At 66.7% G+C, this 21,294-nt stretch carries 22 protein-coding genes and 2 pseudogenes; 17 read left to right on the plus strand and 7 right to left on the minus strand.

Features of this window, described 5'->3' with window-relative positions; genetic code table 11:
• Positions 1 to 4: 4 nt before the first annotated feature.
• Complete coding sequence (locus H7K34_RS15910; protein WP_264062954.1) at positions 5 to 1,234, plus strand: glycosyltransferase; 1,230 nt, start codon at positions 5 to 7, stop codon at positions 1,232 to 1,234.
• Here the strand turns inward: H7K34_RS15910 and H7K34_RS15915 are convergent.
• Positions 1,231 to 1,980, minus strand: a complete 750-nt coding sequence (locus H7K34_RS15915; RefSeq protein ID WP_264062956.1) for a dienelactone hydrolase family protein — start codon at positions 1,978 to 1,980, stop codon at positions 1,231 to 1,233. The genes H7K34_RS15910 and H7K34_RS15915 overlap by 4 nt on opposite strands.
• A 166-nt stretch (positions 1,981 to 2,146) precedes the next feature.
• On the opposite strand from H7K34_RS15915, the gene H7K34_RS15920 reads away from it, so the two are divergent.
• From H7K34_RS15920 to H7K34_RS15960, 9 genes are all read left to right on the plus strand, one after another.
• Positions 2,147 to 2,947 carry a thymidylate synthase gene (locus H7K34_RS15920; protein ID WP_264062958.1) on the plus strand — a complete coding sequence of 267 codons (801 nt, stop codon included), beginning with the start codon at positions 2,147 to 2,149 and terminating at the stop codon, positions 2,945 to 2,947.
• A complete protein-coding gene (locus H7K34_RS15925; RefSeq protein WP_264062960.1) occupies positions 2,944 to 3,429 on the plus strand; it encodes a dihydrofolate reductase in 486 nt (161 codons plus the stop codon). Before H7K34_RS15920 ends, H7K34_RS15925 begins: the two co-directional genes overlap by 4 nt.
• A gap of 103 nt (positions 3,430 to 3,532) precedes the next feature.
• Positions 3,533 to 4,234, plus strand: a complete 702-nt coding sequence (locus H7K34_RS15930; protein WP_264063574.1) for a coiled-coil domain-containing protein — start codon at positions 3,533 to 3,535, stop codon at positions 4,232 to 4,234.
• A 41-nt stretch (positions 4,235 to 4,275) separates the two neighbouring features.
• Positions 4,276 to 5,511 (plus strand): winged helix-turn-helix domain-containing protein, encoded by a 1,236-nt coding sequence (locus H7K34_RS15935; RefSeq protein ID WP_264062962.1) that lies wholly within the window; start codon positions 4,276 to 4,278, stop codon positions 5,509 to 5,511.
• On the plus strand, positions 5,511 to 6,899 hold the full coding sequence (locus H7K34_RS15940; protein WP_264062964.1) for a class I SAM-dependent DNA methyltransferase: 1,389 nt from the start codon (positions 5,511 to 5,513) through the stop codon (positions 6,897 to 6,899). Before H7K34_RS15935 ends, H7K34_RS15940 begins: the two co-directional genes overlap by 1 nt.
• The gene (locus H7K34_RS15945; RefSeq protein WP_264062965.1) at positions 6,893 to 7,948 is read left to right on the plus strand and encodes a restriction endonuclease subunit S; all 1,056 of its coding nucleotides are present in this window, start codon (positions 6,893 to 6,895) and stop codon (positions 7,946 to 7,948) included. The genes H7K34_RS15940 and H7K34_RS15945 overlap by 7 nt, the downstream gene beginning before the upstream one ends.
• A 5-nt stretch (positions 7,949 to 7,953) precedes the next feature.
• A complete protein-coding gene (gene thyX, locus H7K34_RS15950; RefSeq protein WP_264062968.1) occupies positions 7,954 to 8,706 on the plus strand; it encodes an FAD-dependent thymidylate synthase in 753 nt (250 codons plus the stop codon).
• Between the two features lie 49 nt (positions 8,707 to 8,755).
• Entirely contained in the window at positions 8,756 to 9,658 is a 903-nt protein-coding gene (dapA, locus tag H7K34_RS15955) for a 4-hydroxy-tetrahydrodipicolinate synthase (RefSeq protein WP_264062970.1), read from the plus strand.
• Between the two features lie 7 nt (positions 9,659 to 9,665).
• On the plus strand, positions 9,666 to 11,342 hold the full coding sequence (locus H7K34_RS15960) for a ribonuclease J (protein ID WP_264062973.1): 1,677 nt from the start codon (positions 9,666 to 9,668) through the stop codon (positions 11,340 to 11,342).
• Here H7K34_RS15960 and H7K34_RS15965 read toward each other — a convergent pair.
• From H7K34_RS15965 to H7K34_RS15975, 3 genes and pseudogenes are all read right to left on the minus strand, one after another.
• Positions 11,339 to 11,443: pseudogene (locus H7K34_RS15965) on the minus strand (SAM-dependent methyltransferase); the annotation flags it as partial. The gene H7K34_RS15960 and the pseudogene H7K34_RS15965 overlap by 4 nt on opposite strands.
• 62 nt (positions 11,444 to 11,505) lie before the next feature.
• Positions 11,506 to 12,338, minus strand: a pseudogene (locus tag H7K34_RS15970) (mycofactocin-coupled SDR family oxidoreductase).
• Positions 12,335 to 12,649, minus strand: coding sequence for a putative quinol monooxygenase (locus H7K34_RS15975; protein ID WP_108920116.1), 315 nt, complete (start codon positions 12,647 to 12,649; stop codon positions 12,335 to 12,337). Before H7K34_RS15975 ends, H7K34_RS15970 begins: the two are co-directional and overlap by 4 nt.
• A 206-nt stretch (positions 12,650 to 12,855) precedes the next feature.
• Here H7K34_RS15975 and H7K34_RS15980 point away from each other — a divergent pair, with 206 nt between their 5' ends.
• Positions 12,856 to 15,357 carry an FtsK/SpoIIIE family DNA translocase gene (locus H7K34_RS15980; protein WP_264062975.1) on the plus strand — a complete coding sequence of 834 codons (2,502 nt, stop codon included), beginning with the start codon at positions 12,856 to 12,858 and terminating at the stop codon, positions 15,355 to 15,357.
• Here the strand turns inward: H7K34_RS15980 and H7K34_RS15985 are convergent.
• Complete coding sequence (locus H7K34_RS15985; protein ID WP_264062977.1) at positions 15,354 to 15,872, minus strand: amino-acid N-acetyltransferase; 519 nt, start codon at positions 15,870 to 15,872, stop codon at positions 15,354 to 15,356. The genes H7K34_RS15980 and H7K34_RS15985 overlap by 4 nt on opposite strands.
• Before the next feature lie 56 nt (positions 15,873 to 15,928).
• Here H7K34_RS15985 and pgsA point away from each other — a divergent pair, with 56 nt between their 5' ends.
• The 4 genes from pgsA (at position 15,929) to pspM (ending at position 18,722) form a co-directional block, all read left to right on the plus strand.
• Positions 15,929 to 16,519 carry a CDP-diacylglycerol--glycerol-3-phosphate 3-phosphatidyltransferase gene (gene pgsA, locus H7K34_RS15990; RefSeq protein ID WP_201263382.1) on the plus strand — a complete coding sequence of 197 codons (591 nt, stop codon included), beginning with the start codon at positions 15,929 to 15,931 and terminating at the stop codon, positions 16,517 to 16,519.
• Between the two features lie 57 nt (positions 16,520 to 16,576).
• Entirely contained in the window at positions 16,577 to 16,915 is a 339-nt protein-coding gene (clgR, locus tag H7K34_RS15995) for a transcriptional regulator ClgR (RefSeq protein ID WP_108920118.1), read from the plus strand.
• Positions 16,916 to 17,054: 139 nt separating this feature from the next.
• A complete protein-coding gene (gene pspA / locus H7K34_RS16000) occupies positions 17,055 to 17,882 on the plus strand; it encodes a phage shock protein PspA (protein ID WP_108920036.1) in 828 nt (275 codons plus the stop codon).
• Between the two features lie 18 nt (positions 17,883 to 17,900).
• Positions 17,901 to 18,722, plus strand: a complete 822-nt coding sequence (pspM, locus tag H7K34_RS16005) for a phage shock envelope stress response protein PspM (RefSeq protein WP_264062981.1) — start codon at positions 17,901 to 17,903, stop codon at positions 18,720 to 18,722.
• 5 nt (positions 18,723 to 18,727) lie between these two features.
• Here pspM and H7K34_RS16010 read toward each other — a convergent pair whose 3' ends face one another.
• Complete coding sequence (locus tag H7K34_RS16010) at positions 18,728 to 19,159, minus strand: limonene-1,2-epoxide hydrolase (RefSeq protein WP_264062983.1); 432 nt, start codon at positions 19,157 to 19,159, stop codon at positions 18,728 to 18,730.
• A gap of 50 nt (positions 19,160 to 19,209) precedes the next feature.
• On the opposite strand from H7K34_RS16010, the gene H7K34_RS16015 reads away from it, so the two are divergent.
• Together H7K34_RS16015 and H7K34_RS16020 are read left to right on the plus strand one after the other, a co-directional pair.
• Positions 19,210 to 20,376 (plus strand): glycosyltransferase, encoded by a 1,167-nt coding sequence (locus H7K34_RS16015; protein ID WP_264062984.1) that lies wholly within the window; start codon positions 19,210 to 19,212, stop codon positions 20,374 to 20,376.
• A gap of 23 nt (positions 20,377 to 20,399) precedes the next feature.
• Positions 20,400 to 20,594, plus strand: a complete 195-nt coding sequence (locus H7K34_RS16020; RefSeq protein WP_409347541.1) for a DUF3046 domain-containing protein — start codon at positions 20,400 to 20,402, stop codon at positions 20,592 to 20,594.
• Positions 20,595 to 20,608: 14 nt separating this feature from the next.
• Here H7K34_RS16020 and H7K34_RS16025 read toward each other — a convergent pair whose 3' ends face one another.
• A complete protein-coding gene (locus H7K34_RS16025) occupies positions 20,609 to 21,286 on the minus strand; it encodes a (2Fe-2S)-binding protein (protein WP_264062986.1) in 678 nt (225 codons plus the stop codon).
• Positions 21,287 to 21,294: the final 8 nt, after the last annotated feature.

Here is a 21,294-nt window from a genome sequence, read left to right on the forward strand (position 1 = left end):
CGCCATGCGCGTGTTGCTGACGACATACGATTCGCGCGGCGGCGTCGAGCCCCTACTGGGACTTGCGGCCGCACTGCAATCGCTGGGCGCCCAGGTAGTGCTATGCACCCCGCCCGACGACGAATTCGCGCAACGGGCAGCCGGTTTCGGTGTTCCGCTGGTGGGATTTGGTCCGTCGGTGCGCGCGATGGCGACCGCAGCGACGCGGTCGTCCGAAGAGGACCTGCGCGACCACCTGCTCGGGTTGGTCGCCGAGCAGTTCGACACGGTCGCCGCCGCCGCGCAGGGATGCGACGCGCTGGTGTCGGCAGGCCTGGTGTGGACGTCGGCCGGGGCACGATCGGTGGCCGACAAACTCGGCATCCACTACGTCTACGCCAGCTACCACCCAACTCATCTGCCGTCGCCGTATCACCCGCCACCGGAGTACGTTGGCCGGGGGATGGGGACCACCGAGATTGACAACCGGATGATGTGGGATCACAACGCGCGCAACGCCAATACGTTGTTCGGTCCGACGCTCAACAGCCACCGCGCGGCGATCGGCCTGGCCCCGGTTGACAACGTGCGTGCTTACGCCTACACCAACCGGCCGTGGCTGGCCGCCGACCCGACGCTGGGTCCGTGGCAGCCGCTGGCCGACTTCGATGTCGTGCAAACCGGAGCGTGGCTGCTGCACGACGAACGCCCGCTGGAAGCCGAGTTGGAGGCGTTCCTCGATGCCGGCACACCGCCGGTATACCTGGGGTTCGGCAGCATGCCGCTGTGGGGCGCCGGGGAAGTCGTCCCGATGGCGATCGAGGCGATCCGCGCCCAGGGCCGGCGCGTGCTGCTCTCGCACGGCTGGGCCGAGCTGGCGTTGCACGATGATCGCGACGACTGTTTCGCCGTCGGCGAGGTCAATCAGCAGGCGTTGTTCGGGCGGGTGGCCGCTGTCGTGCACCACGGCGGCGCGGGCACGACGACGACGGCCGCCCGGGCCGGCGCGCCCCAGCTGGTGATACCGCAGGGGGCCGACCAGGTGTACTGGGCCTGCCGGGTGGCCGAGCTGGGCATCGGTACCGCATGCGACGGTCCGACACCGCCCCCGGGCGCCCTGCCGGTCGCGCTCGAGGCGGCCCTGGCCGACGAGACCCGCGCCCAAGCCGGCGCCGTCGCGGCCACTGTCCGCACCGACGGTTCGACGGTGGCCGCGCGGTTATTGCTCGACGCGGCGAGTCGCGAAAAGCGTTAGCGCGGCAGCGCCGAGGCGAAGACCCCCGTCATCGCCTCCCAGTGCCGCTCGGCGGCGGCCGCGTTATACGGCGCGTTGTCCGGTACCGCGAAGCCGTGCGCGGCGTGGTACCACTCGATGGTGTGCCGCACACCGGCCGCCGTCAGCGCCTTGTCCAGCTGTTCGGCGTGGTCGGTAGTGAAGGCCGCATCGTTCTCGGCGCCGCCCACATACACCGTGGCGGTCATCCGGTCGGCCAGCAGATGCGGGCTGTCCGCGGTATCGGTCACCAAACCGCCGCCGTGGAAGGACGCCGCGGCAGCGACACGGTCCGGAACACGGCCGGCCACCATTACCGAGATTCGCCCGCCCATGCAGTAGCCGCACACGCCGAAGCGTTCGCCGGATACCTCGGGGCGAGCCGACAGGTAGTCGAAGAATGCCCGGGCGTCGGTGGTGATCTTGGCCGCTGTCAGGCTGCCGATCATGGAAAACAGGCGTTTGCGTTCTGCATCGTCGCCGAACACACTGGGCATGTCGAAGGGGGCCCAGTCGCCGTTGCGGTAGTACACATCCGGTAGCAGCACCGTGTAGCCGAATCCGGCCAGTTTTGCCGCCATTTGCTGTAAGGTGTCGCGAAGTCCACCGGCGTCGGGGTACATGACCACGCCCGGCCACGGGACTTGGGATTCCGGACCTTCGGGGGTGAACAAGTGGACGGTGCAGGTCCCGTCGGTGGTGGTGATGGTGTCGGTGATATTCGGCATGGCACCCGTTCTACTCCGCAACTGTGGACGGAAAGTAATCGGCGTGAGCGGGAGGCGCCCCCACGCGCGCCGGCTTCGCCGCGCTCGCAATCGCCGCGCGAATTTTTGGCGTCGACCCGCCCGCGCCCGGCTTCGCCGCGCTCGCGATCGCCGCTAAGCTGACCGCGTGCCGATCGCGACGCCCTACGAGGACTTACTGCGCCTGGTCCTCGAGACGGGTTCGGTCAAACCGGACCGCACCGGCACCGGAACCCGCAGCCTGTTCGGCCGGCAGTTGCGTTACGACCTGTCCGCCGGCTTCCCGCTGCTGACCACTAAGAAGGTCCATCTCAAATCGGTGGTCTACGAGTTGCTGTGGTTCCTGCGCGGCGACTCCAACGTGAGCTGGCTACACGAACATGGCGTCACGATCTGGGACGAATGGGCCAGTGACACAGGCGATCTCGGCCCCATCTACGGCGTGCAGTGGCGATCCTGGCCGACCCCGTCGGGTGAACACATCGATCAGATCAGCGCCGCGCTGCAGCTGCTGCGCACCGACCCGAACTCCCGGCGCAACATCGTGTCGGCCTGGAACGTCGGAGCAATCCCGCAGATGGCGCTGCCGCCGTGTCACGCGTTCTTCCAGTTCTACGTGGCCGACGGGCGGTTGAGCTGCCAGCTTTACCAGCGCAGCGCGGACTTGTTTTTGGGTGTGCCGTTCAACATCGCCAGCTACGCGCTGCTCACCCACATGATGGCGGCCCAGGCCGGCCTCGGCGTGGGGGAGTTCGTCTGGACCGGCGGCGACTGCCACATCTACGACAACCACGTCGAACAGGTGCGGACCCAGCTCGGTCGCGATCCGCGGCCGTATCCGGAACTTTCTCTGGCCCAACGGGATTCGATTTTCGACTACACCTATGACGACGTCGTCGTAAAGAATTACGATCCGCATCCGGCGATCAAAGCGCCCGTCGCTGTATGACGGTCGTCGGCTTGGTGTGGGCTCAGTCCACATCCGGGGTCATCGGCCGCAATGGCGACATCCCCTGGCACGTGCCCGAGGACCTGGCCCGCTTCAAGCAGGTGACCGTGGGCCATACCGTGGTGATGGGCCGGCGGACCTGGGATTCGTTGCCGGCCGCGGTGCGGCCGCTGCCGCGGCGGCGAAACATCGTCGTGTCCCGTCAAGCCGACTTCTGTGCGCAGGGAGCCGAAGTGGTCGACTCACTCGACGAGGCCCTGACCGAGCCTGAGGCGTGGGTGATCGGCGGTGCCGAGATTTACCGTCTCGCGCTGCCGCACGCCACCCGATGCGAGGTCACCGAGATCGAGATCGACCTGGTCCGCGACGACGACGACGCGCTGGCCCCGGTGCTCGACGAGACCTGGCTCGGTACGACGGGGGAGTGGCAGGTCAGCCGGTCTGGGCTGCGATATCGGTTTCACAGCTATCGTCGGCTCTGAGCGCACGTCTGCGCGTCAACTTTCGTGACCTGACATACTCGGGCGGGGGTCGGCGGCGTCGGTGTGACGGAACTTCCAGCATTTCCAGGGAGGGGAATTGGCAGTGATAACCGAACCCACAATGCTGTTCACCCGCAAATTCATGGGCTACGACGCGACCGCGGTCGATGCCCACATCGAGATGTTGAGCACCAAGCAGAGCCTGCTGCTCAACGACGTCGAAAGCCTGCGGGCTCGGCTGAAGGAATCCGGGGACGAAGCGGCCGCGCTGCGCAAGGAAGTGGCCGTCCTGACGGACACCTCACCGGCGCCCCACGCGATGCAGCAACGGATGGCGAGGATGCTGCGGCGTGCGGTCGACGAGATTTCGGAGATGCAGGCCGAGGCGCGGGCCGAGGCAGAGGCGCTGATCACGGCTGCCGAATCGGAAATCGAGACCGAGCGGCGCAAGCACCAAGAGGTGTTGGCGGACATAGCCTCGCAGCAAAAGGCGCTGGAAGCGCAGTATCGCGAAACCAAGGAGACGCTCGACGCCGAACTGGCCAGCATGCGCGACGACGCCCAGCAGGCGCGTGCGCAGCTGCTCGCCGAGGCCAAGGAACGGATCGACCGCGACCGCGAGCAAGCCCGCCGGGCAGTGGACGCGGCGAGCGACCAACGGGTGAAGGTCCTCGAACAACTGATGGGCGTGTACCGCGACCTGGAATCGGTTCCGGCCGCGCTTGAGACGGCCTACCAAGAACAAAAGAATCCGCCGGACCGCAGTGCTGCGGCACCGGTAGAGGAGACGGCCAGCGCGGGGTGAGCCTTCGCTGAGACCGCCCGATTGACCGGTATTCTCGGCGCGTGTCGATCAGCAAGCTATCCGCCGCGCAAGCCCGGCGGATAGCCGTTGCGGCCCAAGGGTTTAACGAGCCGCGACCCGGTGGTGCCATCACCCGCGCCCACCTGCGTCGACTGATTTCGAGAATTCAAGTGCTGCAACTAGATTCGGTTTCAGTGGCGGTTCGTGCGCATTACGCACCGGTGTTCAGCAGGCTGGGCCCCTACGACCGCGACGTACTGGACCGCGCCGCCTGGGGCCCACGCTCGTCGCGGCTGCTGGCCGAGTACTGGGCACACGAGGCTGCACTGATGGCCGTCGACGACTGGCCGCTGATGCGTTGGCGGATGCGCCAGTACCAGCACGGCCGCTGGGGCACCCATATCGTCAAGGCCAATCCGCAGCTTGCCGACAAGATCGTCGCCGCCATCAGCGAACTCGGGCCCAGCACCGCCGGACAGATCGAGGCCCATCTCGAGTCCGAACCGCGCGGGCCCAAAGGAAGCTGGTGGGGCAGTCGCAGCGACACCAAATGGGTGGCCGAAGCGCTGTTCGCTTCGGGGGTGCTGACCACTGCCACCCGGGTCGGTTTCGCCCGCCACTACGACCTGGTGGAACGGGTGCTGCCGGCCGGCGTGCTGGCCCGCGAGATCGACGATGTCGAGGCCATCCGCGAGCTCATCCTGCGAGCGGCCACCGCTTTAGGGGTGGGTACCGAGGCCGACCTCCGCGACTACTTCCGGCTGTCCGCGCAGCAGGTCAAACCGGCGATCGCCGAGCTGGTGGCCGCCGGCGACATCGAGGCGGTCAGCGTCGACGGTTGGTCAGCGCCCGCGTACCTGCACGCCGGCCGGTCGGTGCCCCGGCTGGATCGCGGCACCGCGCTGCTGTGTCCGTTCGACCCGTTGATCTTCTTCCGGCCCCGGGTGGAGCGGCTGTTCAACTTTCACTACCGCATCGAGATCTACACCCCCGCGGCCAAGCGCCAGTACGGCTACTACGTGTGGCCGCTGCTGCTGGACGGCGAGCTGAGGGCACGCGTGGACCTCAAAGCCGACCGCGCCGCCGACACACTGCGGGTAGCGGGCGCGTTCGGTGAGCCTTCCGATGCCGACCGAGCGTCGCGCTCCCGAGTGGCCGCCGCGCTGGCCGGAGAGCTGGACTCGATGGCGTCATGGCTTGGCCTGGGCGGGTTTACCGTGTCCGGCCGCGGTGATCTGGCCGGTGAATTGCGTAGTGCCGCCAAGCGGGTCAGCTGATGGCGCCGTCCAGGGAGCTCAAGACCACGTTGTGGAAGGCCGCCGAGAAGCTGCGCGGCTCGCTGTCGGCAAGTCAGTACAAGGACGTGATCCTGGGGCTGGTGTTCCTCAAGCATGTGTCAGATTTACGTTGGAAGTCGTTGGCGGACAACGCAAAATCTGACAACATCGGTCAGCTCGTCGACGACGCGATGGACGTCGTGATGGCGGCGAACCCGGCCCTTGCCGGGATGCTGCCGCGGATCTACGAAGACCTCGACCAGCGCCGGCTCGGTGAGCTGGTGGGTCTGCTCGACGGCGCGCGATTACACCCGCAGGGACCCCGGGATCTGATGGGGGAGGTGTACGAGTACTTCCTCGGCAATTTCGCGCGCGCGGAAGGCAAACGGGGCGGAGAGTTCTTCACACCGCCCAGCGTGGTGCGGCTGATCGTGGAGGTCCTGGAACCCTGCGGCGGTCGGGTGTACGACCCCTGCTGCGGCTCCGGCGGAATGTTCGTGCAGACCGAGAACTTCATCGCCGCCCACGACGGCGACCCGAAGAGCGTGTCCATCTACGGGCAGGAGGGCGTCGAACAGACCTGGCGAATGGCGAAGCTGAACCTCGCTATTCACGGGATCGACAACACCGGCCTGGCCCGGGGCGACACGTTCGTGAATGATCTGCACGCCGGCATATGCATGGACTACGTGATGGCCAATCCACCGTTCAATATCAAGGATTGGGCTCGCGACGAACACGATGCGCGCTGGCGCTTCGGTGTTCCGCCCGCCGGCAACGCCAACTACGGGTGGATTCAGCACATCCTGTCCAAGCTGGCACCGGGTGGTGCGGCCGGCGTGGTGATGGCGAACGGCTCGATGTCGTCGAACGCGCTCGGAGAGGGTGACATTCGCGCGCGGATCGTAGACGCGGATCTGGTGTCGTGCATGATCGCACTACCCGCACAGCTGTTTCGCAGCACCGGGATCCCGGTGTGCCTGTGGTTCTTCGCGCGGGACAAAGGCGACCGCTGCGGTCAGGTGCTGTTCATCGACGCCCGCAGGCTCGGCTATCTCGTCGATCGCGCGGAACGCGCGCTGACCGACGAGGAGGTCACCGGTATCGGCGACACCTATCACGCGTGGTGCGGGTCGGGTTCGGCGGCCGCTAGAGGCATTGTGTACGAGGATATTTCGGGGTTCTGCAAATCCGTATCGCTGGATGAGATCGCGGCAGCGGGTTACCTGCTTACACCGGGGCGGTATGTCGGCGCTCCGGCGGCGGATGCTGACGCGGAGCCCGCTGACGAGAAGATCGCGCGGCTGACCGCAGACCTGATGACCGCGCTCGACGAGTCCGCACGATTGGAAACGTTACTGCGGCAACAGGTGCGGCGATTATGCTGAAGGCAACGCTCGGCGAGTATCTCGACTTCAGCACGGGAAGCCGATCGCCGGCGCGAATACCGGACGGGCGGTTCCCGGTCTATGGGGCCAACGGCGTGATCGGGTATGCGGCGCAACCCAATGCGAGCGGGCCGCTGATCGTGCTCGGTCGCGTCGGATCGTATTGCGGCAGCGTGCGCTATTGCGATTCCGATGTTTGGGTCACCGACAACGCTCTGGTGTGTCGGGCCAAAGAGCCTGCGGAGACCCGATATTGGTATTACGCGCTGCAAAACTGCAGGCTCAACGAGCATCGGGCCGGATCGGGGCAGCCGCTGCTCAACCAGGCAATTCTGTGTGACGTTTCGGTCCGGGCGGCCCCGGGACGCCAGCGGCAGCGGATCGCCGAGCTGCTCGGCGCTTTCGACGACAAGGTTGCCGCCAACCAGCGCGTGGTCGAGGCCGCCGAGCAGATGATGGTCGCCATCGTCGAGTCGATCTGCGACCAGGTGCCGCTGTGCAGCCTGGCGCAACGGTCGACGGTGCTTCGCGCGCCGGCGCAATTTGACCACGTCGTCGCGCATTTCAGCCTTCCGGCATTCGACGACGGCACCACACCTGCGTGCGTGAACGGCGCATCCGTGCGAAGCAGCAAGTTCGTGTTGTCGCAACCGTGCGTGTTGTTCGCCAAGTTGAACCCGCGCATTCCGCGAATCTGGAATGTGGTCCAGCTTCCTCCCGAAATGGCAGTGGCCAGCTCGGAATTCGTCGTGCTGCGCCCGATTGGCGTCGACACCTCGGCGCTGTGGGCGGCGATACGGCAGCCCGACGTCTCGCAGCGACTGCAGCAGCAGGTCGCCGGAACCTCGACTAGCCACCAACGCATCGCGCCGCGCGACCTGATGGACGTTGTGGTGCGCGATGTGCGGTGTCTGAGCGCCGATGCCGCGCAGACGATCACCACGCTGGGTGCGCTGTGTCACGCGCGGCGCAGCGAATCCCTGCGGCTGTCCGGTTTCCGCGACGCGTTGCTGCCGTTGCTGATGTCGGCGACAGTCCAGATAGGGTAGGCGCCGTGGCCGAGATCGCGCCGCTGCGCGTGCAACTGATCGCCAAGACGGAGTTCTTGGCGCCGTCAGACGTGCCGTGGACCACCGACGCCGACGGCGGGCCGGCGCTGGTCGAGTTCGCCGGTCGGGCCTGCTACCAGAGCTGGTCGAAACCCAACCCCAAGACCGCGACCAACGCCGGCTACATCAAACACATCATCGACGTCGGGCATTTTTCGGTGCTCGAGCACGCAGCCGTGTCGTTCTACATCACCGGCATCTCGCGCTCGCTGACCCACGAGCTGATCCGGCACCGGCATTTCTCCTACTCGCAGCTCTCGCAGCGCTACGTCCCCGAAACCGAATCGCAGATCGTCGTGCCGCCGGGCCTACAGGACGACCCCGAACTGCGGCAGATCCTGGCCGATGCGGCCGACGCCAGTCGTGCCACCTACACCGAACTGCTGGACAAGCTCGAAGCCAAGTTCGCCGATCAACCCAGCGCGGTGCTGCGGCGCAAGCAAGCGCGGCAGGCGGCCCGGGCCGTGCTGCCGAATGCCACCGAAACCCGCATCGTCGTGACCGGGAACTACCGGGCGTGGCGGCACTTCATCGCAATGCGCGCCAGCGAGCATGCCGACGTGGAAATCCGGCGTCTGGCCATCGAATGTCTGCGCCAGCTGGTAGCGGTCGCACCGGCGATATTCGCCGATTTCGAGATCTCCAACCTCGCCGATGGGACCGAGGTCGCGACCAGTCCATTAGCCACCGAAGCCTAGGGGGCGCGGCGGCGAAATCGGCTTGGCACCGCCAGGTAATCTGGGACCCGTGAGTTCCGTCGGATTCGATGCCCCCGCGCGTCTGGGAACCTTGCTGACCGCAATGGTGACGCCGTTTGCCGCCGACGGCTCGCTTGACACCGCCGCTGCGGCGCGCGTGGCAAGCCACCTGGTAGACGCCGGCTGCGACGGCCTGGTCGTCTCGGGAACCACCGGTGAGTCGCCGACTACCACCGACGACGAGAAGCTCGAGCTGCTGCGCGCCGTCCTCGAAGCGGTGGGCGACCGGGCTCGGGTCATCGCCGGCGCTGGCAGCTACGACACCGCACACAGCATCAAGCTGGCCAAGGCCAGCGCGGCGCAGGGTGCGCACGGTCTGCTCGTCGTCACGCCGTACTACTCGAGGCCGCCGCAGAGCGGACTGATCGCGCACTTCACCGCCGTGGCCGACGCGACCGACCTGCCGGTGCTGCTCTACGACATCCCGCCGCGGTCGGTGGTCCCGATCGAGTCCGACACCATCCGCGCGCTGGCGGCACACCCGAATATCGTCGGGATCAAAGACGCCAAGGCCGATCTGCACAGCGGTAGCCAGATCATCGCGGAAACCGGATTGGCCTACTACTCCGGAGACGACGCGCTCAATCTGCCCTGGCTGGCGATGGGTGGCATCGGCTTCATCAGTGTGATTTCTCATCTGGCCGCTGGGCAGCTTCGAGAGTTATTGTCCGCCTTTAATTCCGGAGACATCGCCACCGCCCGCAAGATCAACGTCGCGGTCGCGCCGCTGTGCAACGCGATGGGCCGGCTGGGCGGAGTGACGATGTCCAAGGCGGGTCTGCGCCTGCAGGGCATTGACGTCGGCGATCCCCGGCTGCCGCAGATGGCGGCCACCCCCGAGCAGATCGACGCGCTGGCCGCCGACATGCGCGCGGCCTCGGTACTCAGGTGATCGACAGGTGAACGAAGACCTCAGCCCCCCAGGTCCGTTGACCGCAGGTGGGTTGCGGGTGACCGCGCTCGGCGGCATCAGCGAAATCGGCCGCAACATGACGGTTTTCGAACACCTGGGCCGGCTGTTGATCATCGACTGCGGGGTGATGTTTCCCACCCACGACGAGCCGGGCGTCGACCTGATTCTGCCCGACTTGCGCCACATCGAAGACCGGCTCGACGACATTGAGGCCCTGGTGCTAACGCATGCGCACGAGGACCACATCGGGGCGATCCCATTCCTGCTCAAGCTGCGGCCCGACATCCCAGTCGTCGGGTCCAAGTTCACCCTGGCGATGGTCGCCGCCAAGTGCCGCGAGCACCGCATCAAGCCGGTGTTCGTCGAAGTCAAAGAGGGACAGAGCAGCCACCACGGCGTGTTCGACTGCGAATACTTCGCCGTGAACCACTCCATCCCGGACGCACTGGCAATCGCCGTCTATACCGGCGCCGGAACGGTTCTGCACACTGGCGACATCAAACTGGACCAACAACCGCTGGACGGCCGGCCCACCGACCTCCCCGGCATGTCACGGCTCGGCGGCACCGGTGTGGATCTGTTTCTGTGTGACTCGACTAACGCCGGGATCCCCGGTGTCGGGCCGTCCGAGAGCGAGGTGGGTCCGACCCTGCACCGGCTGATCCGTGGTGCGGAGGGGCGCGTCATCGTGGCGTGCTTTGCCTCCAACGTCGACCGGGTACAGCAAATCATCGATGCGGCAGTCGCTTTGGGCCGAAGGGTATCGTTCGTCGGTCGATCCATGGTGCGCAACATGAGTATCGCCCGAGATCTGGGCTTCCTGCAGGTCAACGACTCCGACGTGATCGACATCGGGGCCGCCGAGATGATGGCGCCCGAGCGGGTGGTGCTGATCACCACCGGCACCCAGGGCGAGCCGATGGCGGCGTTGTCCCGGATGTCGCGCGGCGAGCATCGCAGTATCACGCTGACCTCGGGTGACCTCATCGTGCTGTCGTCGTCGCTGATCCCGGGCAATGAGGAAGCGGTCTATGGTGTCATCGATTCGCTGGCCAAGGTCGGCGCCCGAGTCGTCACCAATGCCCAAGCCCGGGTGCATGTTTCGGGCCATGCCTACGCTGGTGAGCTGCTCTTCCTGTACAACGGGGTGCGGCCGCGCAATGTGATGCCGGTGCACGGGACCTGGCGGATGCTGCGAGCCAATGCCAAGCTGGCCGCCACCACCGGAGTGCCGGAAGAGTCAATCCTGTTGGCCGAGAACGGTGTCAGCGTTGACCTGGTCGGTGGCAGGGCGACGATCGCCGGCGCGGTGCCGGTTGGCAAGATGTTCGTCGATGGTCTGGTCACCGGCGATGTCGGCGACATCACGCTGGGCGAGCGGCTCATTCTGTCCGAGGGGTTTGTCGCGGTGACCGTGGTGCTCACCCGCAGCACCGGGCGTTCGGCAACTACGCCGCACCTGTATTCCCGCGGCTTCTCCGAGGATCCCAAGGCGCTCGAGGCCGCCGTGCGTAAAGTCGAGGAAGAACTGGAAGCGCTGGCTGCCGCCAACGTGACCGACCCGATCCGGATCGCCCAGGGTGTGCGGCGCACTGTCGGAAAGTGGGTGGGCGAAACCTATCGCCGCCAGCCCATGATCGTGCCGACCGTCATCGAGATCTAGATTTTCTCGGCGTAGGCCGACCATTCCAGTTGCGACGCGTTGAGATTGCGGCCGGTGGGCTGGACGTAACGTGTGACGCGTTCATCCGGTCCGGCCTGCTCGACGGCGGCCAGCACCATGAGACCAAAAGCATTCTGCGCAGCGGGGTTTCGCGCCATAGCCGCTACTTGTTCAAGAAGCCCGCGTCGACCGGCAGGGTCACGCCGGTGATGTAGCGCGCCTGGTCGGACACCAGCCATGCCACCGCGTTGGCGATGTCCTCCACGTCGAGCGTTTCGACCGGCATGGCATTGCCCATGGCTCCGGGAGTGTCGGTCGCAGCGGCCATCTTGGCCAGCCACTCGCGGGTGAACTCGTTGTTGATCATCGGAGTTTCCACGCCGGACGGATGAAGCGAGTTGACCCGAATCATCTGCTTTGCAAGCAGATTCGCGTATACCCGCATCAGCCCGACGACCCCGTGTTTGGCCGCGGCGTAGCCGACGGAACCGGCGTCCGCGCTGCCGACACCGGCCAGCCCGGCACTCGAACTGATCAGCACGATCGACCCGCCGGTGCCTTGGGCGACCATGGTGGGTATCGCGGCCTTGATGGTGTTGTAGACGCCGGTGAGGTTGACGTCGATGACGTCGCGCCAACCGTCGTCGCCGGATTGCATAGGGGCGATACCGGCGTTGGCCACCACGATGTCGAGCCGGCCCAACTCGTCGATCCCAGCTTGCACCGCGGCCGACAGCGACGCGCGATCACGCACATCGCTCTGCTTGGCCACGATCCGGGCGCCGGTGTCCTCGACGAGTTTGACGGTGGCCGCCAGGTCATCAGGGGTGGCCAGGGCGTAGCGAACACTGTCGATCTGTGCGCACAGGTCTACGGCGATCACGTCGGCGCCGTCGGTGGCCAGCCGAACCGCGTGCGCGCGGCCCTGCCGCGGGCCGCGCCGGTAATCAGCGCGACTTTTCCCTTTAGCGGTCCGTCCGGGCGCTGCTGGTTCACTGGCGCAGTTGGCCCTTGCCCGGGTCGCCCGCGGGAATGGGCTGCAGGGTCTTGATGTCCGGCGCTCCGGCCAGGTGCTCGCCGGCCGCCGAGAACAGCTTGCCGATCGCGGGAGCTGTGCTGTGCACCTTGAGTGCGTCTTCATCGGCCCATTGCTCGATGAAGACGAAGGTCTCACCGCTTTGATGCACCGAATAGAGCTGGCACCCCGGCTCCTCGTGCACTTCTTCAACCGCGGCCGTCAGGATGTCGCGAACGGTGTCGACGGACTCGGGTTTGACGGTCAGGGTGGCGACAACGACGACGGGCATGCGGAGCTCCTTGAGGAGTAGCGACGGGATGGCTGTCACCCTACTCACCCGGAATCGACGGCCGCTGTGATGCCCGCTGCGACCGAACGGCGCTGGTCCCGGCTATTTCGGGTGCTGTCGAAGCGCTCCGATAACCGAATCGAAACGGTTTTGTGACCCGTGTGGCTGATGGTGAATATGGGGCGGTTGCGACTAGGCTGGACCCCATGGCTAGTAAGACCGCTGCCCGCTCCGGAACCCGAACGAGCAGGTCAAAGGCCACTTCGCGCACCAGCGGGCCTCGAAGTGCGCGACCGGCACCTGCCCGCAAGAAGGTGAGCAGGCCGGCCAAACGTCATAACCGGTCCCTGCTGGTTGCCGCCGGCATGACCGGCGGGCGCGCGATGCGTGCCACCTGGCTGATGGCGGCACGGGGCACCGGCGGTGCGGCACGGTCGATCGGCCGGGCCCGCGACATCGACCCGGGGCACCGTCGCGACGGAATCGCGCTGGTTCTGCTGGGCATAGCCGTGGTGGTCGCGGCGAGCTCATGGTTTGACGCCGCGCGGCCGGTCGGCGCGTGGGTCGACGCGGTGCTGCGCACGTTCATCGGCGCCGGCGTCCTGGCCCTGCCGGCGGTGCTGGCCTCGGTAGCGGTGGTGCTGATGCGCACCGCGCCCAACCCCGAGGCGCGACCCCGGCTGATTCTGGGCGCGAGCATGATCAGCCTTTCACTGCTCGGTCTGCGTCATCTGTGGTCCGGCTCGCCGGGTGACCCCGAATTGCGCCGTCGCGCAGCGGGATTCATCGGCTTCGCCATCGGCGGTCCGTTGTCGGAGGGGTTGACGCCCTGGATTGCGGCACCGCTGTTGTTCATCGGCGCACTGTTCGGGTTGCTGTTGCTGACCGGCACCACCATCCGCGAGCTGCCGGAAATGATGCGCGCCTTGTTCAACACCCGGTTCGTGGATGATCTTTATTCCGACGAGGGCGAATACGACTACGACGACGCGGACGGCCAAGGGCGCGAAGACTTTTCCGACGGTTACTACGACGACGGTGCATTCGAAAATGAGCCGCAGGCGTGGCCGTCGGCGGATGCCGCCCCCGCCGCACTCGACCCGCTCCCGGACGAAACTCCCACCATTCCGGAACCCACCGCCCGCACTCGTCGTCGCGCCGCCAAGAAGCAGGACACCCAGGTAACCGACCGGATCGTCGAAGGCCCGTACACGCTGCCGCCGATGGAGCTACTGGTTACCGGCGACCCGCCGAAGAAGCGCAGCGCGGCCAACACACAGATGGCCGAAGCCATCGGTGAGGTGCTGACCCAGTTCAAGGTTGACGCCGCCGTCACCGGCTGCACCCGGGGTCCCACGGTCACCCGCTACGAGGTGGAGCTGGGGCCGGGTGTCAAGGTCGAGAAAATCACGGCGCTGCAGAAGAACATCGCCTATGCCGTGGCGACCGAGAGCGTCCGGATGCTCGCCCCGATCCCGGGCAAGTCCGCGGTCGGCATCGAGGTGCCCAATACCGACCGGGAAATGGTGCGACTGGCTGACGTCCTCACCGCGCCCTCGACTCGCCGCGACCATCATCCGCTGGTGATCGGGCTGGGCAAGGACATCGAAGGCGACTTCATCTCCGCGAACCTGGCCAAGATGCCGCACCTGCTGGTGGCCGGATCCACCGGATCCGGTAAGTCCAGCTTCGTCAACTCCATGTTGGTGTCGCTGTTGACCCGGGCCACCCCGGAAGAGGTCAGGATGATCCTGATCGACCCGAAGATGGTGGAACTGACGCCATACGAAGGCATTCCGCATCTGATCACCCCGATCATCACCCAGCCGAAGAAGGCGGCCGCCGCGCTGGCCTGGCTGGTCGAGGAGATGGAGCAGCGCTATCAGGACATGCAGGCGTCGCGAGTGCGTCACATCGACGACTTCAACGCCAAGGTGCGATCCGGTGCCATCACCGCGCCGCTGGGCAGCCAGCGCGTGTACCGGCCGTACCCGTACGTGGTCGCGATCGTCGACGAGCTGGCCGACCTGATGATGACCGCGCCGCGCGACGTCGAGGACGCGATCGTGCGGATCACCCAGAAGGCCCGCGCCGCCGGCATCCACCTGGTGCTGGCCACCCAGCGCCCGTCCGTCGACGTGGTCACCGGGCTGATCAAGACCAACGTGCCCTCGCGGCTGGCGTTCGCGACGTCGTCGCTCATCGACAGCCGGGTGATCCTGGACCAGGCGGGCGCGGAGAAGCTGATCGGGATGGGTGACGGCCTGTTCTTGCCGATGGGTACCAACAAGCCCATCCGGCTGCAGGGCGCATTCATCACCGACGACGAGATCCACGCCGTCGTCACCGCCTGCAAGGACCAAGCCGAACCCGAATACACCGAAGGCGTCACCACCGCGAAGCCCACCGGCGAGCGCACCGACGTCGACCCGGACATCGGCGACGACATGGATGTCTTCCTGCAAGCCGTCGAGCTGGTGGTGTCCAGTCAGTTCGGCTCCACCTCGATGCTGCAGCGCAAGCTGCGGGTCGGCTTCGCCAAAGCCGGCCGGCTGATGGATCTGATGGAGACCCGCGGCATCGTCGGGCCCAGCGAGGGATCCAAGGCGCGCGAGGTGCTGGTCAAGCCTGACGAGCTGGCGGGAACGCTGGCGCTGATCCGCGGCGGTGCTAACGCCGACGGCTCCGAAGACGACGGCGAAGACTAGAGCAGCAACAGCATCCGGGTGTTGCCCAGGATGTTCGGCTTGACGTAGCTCAGGTCCAGGAACTCGGCGACACCGATGTCGTAGGAGCGGCACATCTCCTCGAATACCTCGGCGGTGACCGGCGTGCCCTCGATCTCGGTGAACCCGTGCCGGCCGAAGAACTCGGTCTCGAAGGTCAGCACGAAGATTCGCTGAAGCGTCAGCTCGCGAGCGACGTCGAGCAGCCGCGTGACGATCGCGTGTCCGATGCCGTGGCCTGTCGCGGTCGGATCGACCGCGATGGTGCGGATCTCGCCAAGATCTGACCAGAACACGTGCAGCGCGCCGCAGCCGACCACCGTGCCGTCAAGCTCGGCCACCCAGAACTCCTGGACGGCCTCGTACAGCGTCACCAGGTTCTTTTCCAGCAGGATCTTGCCCGCATAGGTGTCGACGAGGTGCTTGATCATGGGGACATCGGATGTTCGCGCGCGCCGGACGACGACTTGCCCGCTATCCCAAGAACGTTCGGTCACGGATAACAGTATTGACATCTGGGGCGGGTCCGCTGGTCAACCGCTATTCTGATGCCGTGTCGGGGCAGCCGCAGACAGGACCAGTGGCGGGACGCGTCAGCATCGCCAACCTGGCCAACGTCCTGACGCTGTTGCGACTGGTGCTGGTTCCGATCTTCCTGCTCGCATTGTTCGCCGGCGGCGGTCACGAGACCTCCGCCCGGATCGTGGCCTGGGCGATTTTCGCCGTTGCCTGCCTTACCGATCGATTCGACGGCCTGCTGGCACGCAACTACGGCATGGCAACCGAATTCGGCGCGTTCGTCGATCCGATCGCCGACAAGATGTTGATCGGGTCGGCGCTGGTAGGACTGTCGATGCTCGGCGACCTGCCCTGGTGGGTGACCGTGCTGATCCTGGTCCGCGAGGTTGGGGTCACGGTATTGCGGCTGGCCGTGATTCGCCGCGGCGTCATTCCGGCCAGCTGGGGCGGCAAGCTCAAGACTTTCGTCCAGGCGGTGGCCATCGGGTTATTCGTGCTGCCGGTGTCGGGACCGTTCCTAGTAGTGGCGTCGGTGGTGATGGCCGCCGCTATCGTGCTGACGGTCGTCACCGGTATCGACTATGTGGCTTCGACCGTCAGGGAAGTGCGGCGGACGGGAACCTAGACGGCCGCTGCTGGCGTTGACCTGATGAAGCAGCTTTGCCGGACGAAGGAGATCAGCATGTCGCCACTGGTGCGCGAGGTCATCGGCGAGGTGCTGCGCCTGGCCCGGACGTCGCAGGGTCGGACGCTGCGTGAGGTGTCGGACACCGCCCGGGTAAGCCTCGGGTATCTCTCGGAGGTGGAGCGCGGCCGCAAGGAAGCCTCCAGCGAGCTGCTGAACGCGATCTGCGACGCGTTGGACGTCCCGCTGTCGACGATGCTCACCGATGCCGGTGAGCGGATGGCGAACGAGGAGCGCACTGCGCAGCGTGTACCGAGCGGCGAGGCAAGCGTCACCACCATCGACGCCAGCACCAAGGTCGTCATCCCGCCGGTGGCGGCGCTCGTGGTGGCCTGAGTGCCAGGATTGCTCGGCAACGCCGATCACCCGCCAGGGGTGGGGCGATCGGCGGCTACCCGATAAATTGAGCGGCAGAGTGATCGCCAGGGCCCATCAGGGGGCCTGCGGCACACGGAAACGAAGGTGGAGCTAACTCATGGCCAATCCGTTCGTCAAAGCGTGGAAATACGTCATGGCGCTGTTCAACGCGAAAATTGACGAGCACGCCGACCCCAAGATCCAGATTCAGCAGGCTATTGAGGAAGCCCAGCGCACGCACCAGGCGCTGACCCAACAGGCGGCGCAAGTGATTGGCAACCAGCGCCAGCTGGAGATGCGGCTCAACCGCCAACTCGCCGACATCGAGAAGCTCCAAGTCAACGTTCGCCAGGCCCTGACGCTGGCCGACCAGGCCACCTCCGGCGGCGACGCGGCCAAGGCCACCGAGTACAACAACGCCGCCGAGGCCTTCGCGGCCCAGCTGGTGACCGCCGAGCAAAGTGTCGAAGACCTCAAGACGCTGCACGACCAGGCGCTGGGCGCCGCGGCCCAGGCGAAAAAGGCCGTCGAGCAGAACTCGATGGTGTTGCAGCAGAAGATCTCCGAGCGCACCAAGCTGCTCAGCCAGCTCGAGCAGGCCAAGATGCAGGAGCAGGTCAGCGCGTCGCTGCGGTCGATGAGCGAGATCGCCGCGCCGGGCAACACCCCGAGCCTCGACGAGGTTCGCGACAAGATCGAACGCCGCTACGCCAACGCGATCGGCTCCGCCGAACTCGCGCAGGGTTCGGTGCAGGGCCGCATGCTCGAGGTCCAGCAGGCCAGCGTGGAGATGGCGGGCCATTCCCGGCTCGAGCAAATCCGAGCGTCGATGCGTGGCGAGGCTCTGCCGACGGGCGGGACTTCCGGTTCCGGAGCCACCCCTGCCGCGCCCGCGCCCGCCGAGAGCGCCGGTGGACAGGTTGCCGAGAAACCCTTTGGTCAGTAGCCGTTCGGTCGGTCTGACATGGCGGTGAAGGCGACGCAGCGCGGCCCCTGGCGAGCAATGCTGCAGCAGGGGTTCGACACCGCCGCCGATCTCACCGCCTTCGTCGCCCAGAAGATCACCGCGGCCACCGATCCGCGGGCGCGGCTGCTGCGCCGCCGCCGCCGCGCACTGCGGTGGGCGTGGATCTTCGCCGTCGGCAGCGTGTTCTGGGGTCTGGTCACCGCAGTGCTGGCCTGGTGGGGCTGGTTCGTGCTGTTGCTGCAGATCACCGGCGCGATCGCGGTCATCGAGGTGATTCCCGCGACGTTGTTGTTCTTCCGATACCACTGGCTGAAATCGGAGCCGCTGCCGGCGAGCCGGCCCACCAACCCCCGTCGGCTGCCGCCGCCGGGTTCCGCGGCGCGACCCGCGATGTATGCGCTCGGCGCCTCCGAACGCGGGTTCTTCTCGCTGTTGAGCGTCATCGAGCGCGGTGCCATGTTGCCGGCGGACGAGATCAGTGACCTGACCGCGGCGGCGAACAAGACTTCGGCGGCGATGGCGTCCAGTGCCGCGGAGGTGGTGTCGATGGAGCGCGCCGCGCACAGCTCGGAGTCATCGCGGTCGTATCTGGTGCCCACCATCAATGCGTTCACGGCGCAGTTGAGTGCCGGTGTCCGGCAGTACAACGAAATGGTCACCGCCGCAGCACAATTGGTTTCGTCAGCGAACGGCAATGGCGATGCGGGGCTCGCGGCCGCACACCAGCGCTATCGGTCCGAGCTGGTCGAGGCTACCGATCGCCTGACCGGTTGGGCTCAGGCGTTCGACGAACTCGGCGGCTTACCGCGCCGCCCGTGATCTGACTAGAACGACGCTTTGAGCGACGGCAACACCAGCGCCGCCACGCCACGCAGCAACGCCTTGCTCATGTCGAAGAAGTCAAAGTAGTCCCGCCACAGCGTGATGCGCCCGTTGTGGACCTCGAACACGCCGCAAACCCAGAACTGCAGGCGCAGCGGGCCCAGGGTCAGCGCGTCGCTGCGCTCGGTGAGCACGGCGGCGCCGTCAGCGGCGACGCGATGGATCTTGACTTCGAATCCGGCGCGGCCGTCCATTCGGCGGAACAGCTTCATGGCCCGGGCACGGCCGTGGATGGTCGGCAATCCGACGTTCTCGTAGACGAGGTTGTCGTCCAATGAGGCATCCGCGGTTTCGTAGTCCGCATCCATTAAGGCGTTCAGAAAAGTCTCGACCGTGCGCGTGTTCGCGACGGCTGTTCCGGTCAGCTCGGTCATGGTGCCAGCGTAGGGCGCGTGCCGGTCGGCCGCTGTGGCAGGGTAAGGCGGTGCGAGTCGCCGTGGTCGCCGGGCCGGATCCTGGGCACGCGTTTCCCGCGATCGCGCTGTGTCAGCGTTTCCGGGACGCGGGCGACGAAGCCACCCTGTTCACCGGCGAGGAATGGATCCAAGCCGCCCGCGACGTGGGCATCGCGGCTGTCGCACTCGACGGGCTCGCGGCGACCGATGAAGACCTCGACGCCGGGGCCCGAATCCACCGGCGCGCGGCGCGGATGGCGGTGCTCAACGTGCCGGCGCTGCGCGACCTGGCACCCGACCTGGTGGTGTCCGACGTGATCACCGCCGGCGGCGGCATGGCCGCCGAGCTACTGGACATCCCGTGGATCGAGCTGAACCCGCATCCGCTGTATCTGCCGTCGAAGGGGTTGCCGCCGATCGGCAGCGGGCTAGCCCCGGCGACCGGCATTCGCGGCCGGCTGCGTGATGCCGCGATGCGGGCGATGACGGCGCGTTCCGTGCGCGCGGGCCAGCAGCAACGTGAGAGATCCCGCGTCGAGATCGGGTTGCCGGCGCGCGATCGGGGGCCGCTGCGGCGGCTGATCGCCACACTGCCCGCGCTGGAGGTTTCCCGGCCGGACTGGCCGGCCGAGGCCGTCGTGGTCGGGCCGCTGCACTTCGAGCCGACCGATCAGATCCTCGAGGTCCCGGCCGGCTCGGGGCCGGTGGTTGTGGTCGCGCCGTCGACCGCATTGATCGGCACCGAGGGTCTCGCCGAGGTTGCGCTGGCGTGCTTGACGCCGGGCGAGACGCTGCCGGCGGGATCGCGTCTGTTGGTGTCGCGGCTGGACGGACCGGAGCTGACGGTGCCGTCGTGGGCGGTGGTCGGGCTGGGACGCCAGGACGAGCTGTTGGCGCATGCCGATGTGGTGATCTGTGGCGGCGGCCATGGAATGGTGGCCAAAACGCTGCTGGCCGGGGTGCCGCTGGTGGTGGTGCCCGGCGGCGGCGACCAGTGGGAGATCGCCAATCGGGTGATGCGCCAGGGGAGCGCGCGGCTGATCCGGCCGTTGACGGCCGACGCGTTGGTCCAGGCGGTCAGCGAAGTGTTGTCGGCACCCCGCTACCGCGAGGCCGCACGCACGGCCGCGGCCGGCATCCACCGCGTCGCCGACCCGGTGCGGATATGCCACCGAGCGCTGGCGCTCGCGGGATGACTGCGATCGGTATGTTGGCTGGCGTGCGGCTGACGGAGTTCAACGAGCGGGTGGTGCTGCGGTTCGGCACCGCGTACGGCGCTTCGGTGCTGGTAGACCACGTGCTGCCCGGTTTTGACGGCCGAACCGCGTCGCAGGCGATCGAAGACGGCGTCGAACCTCGCGATGTCTGGCGGGCGTTGTGCGTCGACTTCGATGTGCCCCGCGAGCAGTGGTGAGCTTTTTCGCATACTCATCTCCGGCTTGATCGTGGTGCCTGGCGAAAGACGCAGTCGCCGCACACTGCTCGCCCCGGGAGGCGATAGAACAGGCAGCAGCTGTTGCGCTTGAAGCCCAGATGCGAGCCGCTGATAGCACCGGATCCGGACAGCACGCCGGTGTCCAGCAGGGAACCGGTGATCTCGACAATCCGTGCGCGCAGGTCGGGCCGGGCCACGAGCAGCGCCCGCGACGCGCCGACGAGTGCGGACGCGATATTGCCTGCCAGCAGGACAGGCGCCAGCTTGACCCGCAGACCTGCCTCGAACGGCTGCATATGTTGTTGCACCACAACGCCGTACAACAACTCCGCGGAGATTTCCGGCACCGCTGTTCCGATGGGTTCGGGCATGCGCAGCGGCGCCCCGTCGTCGGCACGTTGCAGGTCGTCGAGGTCTGGAACAACGTCGTGGGCCAAAGCGCATGCCAGCACCGGTGACCACAGCCGGGTGGCATGGCCGAGATGAACCAGCGAGGCGCCGATCCGTAGGTCAGTCGTGTGGTAGTGCTGCGCGGTGGTGTCGATCAAACCGGTGAAGCCGTCGGCGTAGTCCTGTCGGACCGGATGCCACCCTGCTCCGGTGCCGCCCACCGTGAGCGCGAAAAATCCTTTGTAGGAAGATATTTGGGCAAGCTCGCAGGAGATATCCATGCGTGCGC

Source organism: Mycobacterium montefiorense (assembly GCF_025823255.1).
Taxonomy (GTDB): domain Bacteria; phylum Actinomycetota; class Actinomycetes; order Mycobacteriales; family Mycobacteriaceae; genus Mycobacterium; species Mycobacterium montefiorense.